Origin of the sequence: Okeania sp. SIO2B9, from assembly GCF_010672505.1 — a bacterium.
Classification (GTDB): Bacteria; Cyanobacteriota; Cyanobacteriia; order Cyanobacteriales; family Microcoleaceae; genus Okeania; species Okeania hirsuta.
In genome coordinates, this window is record NZ_JAAHGK010001116.1 from 1 (window position 1) to 2,555 (window position 2,555).

Here is a 2,555-nt window from a genome sequence, read left to right on the forward strand (position 1 = left end):
TAAGAAGGAAGAAGTTATATTATGTCCGGTTAAATACTTATAAATCAAAGATGAAGGAGTAATGAGTCAGGAGGGAAGAATAAGGAAGAGAAGAAAAAAGTTTTTCCTGAGCGCTATTAAACGGACATGATATTAAGAGTAAATTTCAGACAATTACTTCACAGAATTCAAAAGTCAAAAAAAAGTTAATCAACCTCTTTCCCTCTTCCTTCAACTTAAACTCTACGAACTAATATCAAATCCCCTAGCATTGATATAATTCAGCATTTAGTAATAAGAGTTAATATAGTAGGAGTAAAATACCTTTTGCCCATACTAACTTTAGGAATTATACTACTCAGAAACTAATATATAGAACTTTGTAGAACGATTAGGTAAAATGCTCAAAGCAATAAGCAAAGATCAAAATGAAATCTTATTATTTACTCAATACTTTTACTCTTTTACTGTACCAATTAGGGATTGCTGATTAAATCTCAAAGCATTTATAGATAAAGGTTTTAGCCTTTTTAGAGCGAAACAAAGTGCAATTTTTTAAGCTTGAGCAAGCAAAAAGTTAGGATTTTGGGCTAACTATGGCAAAAAAAATAAAGGGATAAATATATCCGACTACCTCCTCTAAATTCCCCGTTCCTCCTTACTCCTGAGTCGTTCCTCCTAACACCTACCCCTGCCAAAAGACTTTTTCAGCAAACCCCAATTAGTCGTGCAAAGGGCAGCAATTGAAATATAGCAGTCGAAAGAAAGGTTAAGACATATCAAAAGCTTAAAACTCAGACAACGCCAGATTTTTTCAACTTCAGTCCTCTCCTAGATAACTAATCGCCTAGATAACTAAAGGCCTTCTTCCTTCTTCCTTCTTACTTCTTAACTTATGTTATAAACTTTAGAAAGTTGAATGAAGCAACTTACTTATTTTTCTTGACAATAACAAACATTAGCTAAACCGTTTAGCTTGTTATTATCTCCCCTAAAAACTTCTGAGAATTAGGTTTTTTATTGTTTTCACAGTTTGAATCTATTAGAAATTGCCACTTCTTTCTGAATAATCCAGTAGTGACTTTACTGATACAATACTCCGCAAACAGCAGCTGTACAGCCAGGAAAATATTGCTCATATACTATTGTGGATATAAACTATATTCTGCTAATTTCTAAAGTTTAAACTCAATAAGTGAACAACTCTTGTTTCCTAGAATTCTCATCTATAGAAGAGGTAACACACAGTCAAAAAAATTATCAACCCTTCCTTCTTCATTAGAAATTAACCACCATTTTCTTGCAAAAAATCCTTAATATCTATATGTTCTTGAGGAGGATCAGGATGACGAGTATCAGTAATTAGCCAATCAAGAGCAGCAGCTTGAACATCAATAGATGCTCCAGTCTTATCCACACAATAGCGACCAAATACTAACTTATCAATCAAACGAATTCCTGGGCCTAAGCGAGAATACTCAAAAATTACACTGCTATTAACAGTAGCTCCACTACAAATCCAGCAATTCGGACCAATCATGCTCGGCCCAACAATTTTTGCTCCATCTTCAATTCTGGTCATACCACCGATATATACAGGCCCTTGGATATCCACCTTATCCCAGTTAACCGCTACATTTAAGCCTGTATAAATTCCTGGAAATACCTCCTTACCAGGAATAGAAACATTTTTGACTTGCCCCATAAGTACATCATTAATTGCTCGCCAGTAGTCTGGAACTTTTCCAATATCCACCCATTCAAAATCCATTGCCACACCATAAAACGGCGCTCCTATCTCCACCAACTTGGGAAATAACTGACTACCAATATCAAATTCAACACCAGACGGAATATAATCAAGCACTTCTGGCTCAAAAATATAAATACCAGTATTAATATCGGTACTAAGAGCTTCTTCAACTTTTGGCTTCTCCTGAAAAGATTGAATTCGCCCTGTTTCATCTGTCACTACAACACCATAACTAGAAACCTGTTCGCGAGGAATAGATTTCATAATAACGGTAGCCATCGATCCTTTTTCTTTGTGCCATTTGAGTGCTGCGGTCAAATCCAAATCTATCAAAGCATCACCACAAAGGACTATAAAAGTATCATCAAAGTAAGGATAAAAGTCTTGAATTCGCCTCATACCACCAGCAGAACCCAGTGCCTCCCCAATCAAGTTTCCATCCTCAATTCGTCCTTCAAAAGAATAAGCAATATCTACCCCAAACTTTTGACCATCACGAAAATAATCCTCTATTTCCTTTGCTAAATGGCTAACATTGACCATAATTTGGTTAACACCATGTTGACGAAGCAACTCTACCAAAAATTCCATTACTGGTTTTTGCAGAATAGGAATCATTGGTTTAGGAATGCGATAAGTAATTGGACGAACACGAGTTCCTTTACCGGCTGCCAGAATCATGGCCTTCATTTAAGTTTCCTCCACCTTTGAAATATCAAAAATACTTATATCTGTGTTTTCAATTAACACAATTCACTCCGTTAAAATCTCAGATTAACAGAGAAAAAAGCAAAATGAGAATTTTTCACTTTCCCTATTTAAA

General features: G+C 35.4%; 1 protein-coding gene. It reads right to left on the reverse strand.

Annotated elements, in window-relative coordinates:
- Nucleotides 1-1,264: 1,264 nt before the first annotated feature.
- On the reverse strand, nt 1,265-2,422 hold the full coding sequence (locus F6K13_RS27930) for a sugar phosphate nucleotidyltransferase (RefSeq protein ID WP_124145001.1): 1,158 nt from the start codon (nt 2,420-2,422) through the stop codon (nt 1,265-1,267).
- Nucleotides 2,423-2,555 lie beyond the last annotated feature (133 nt).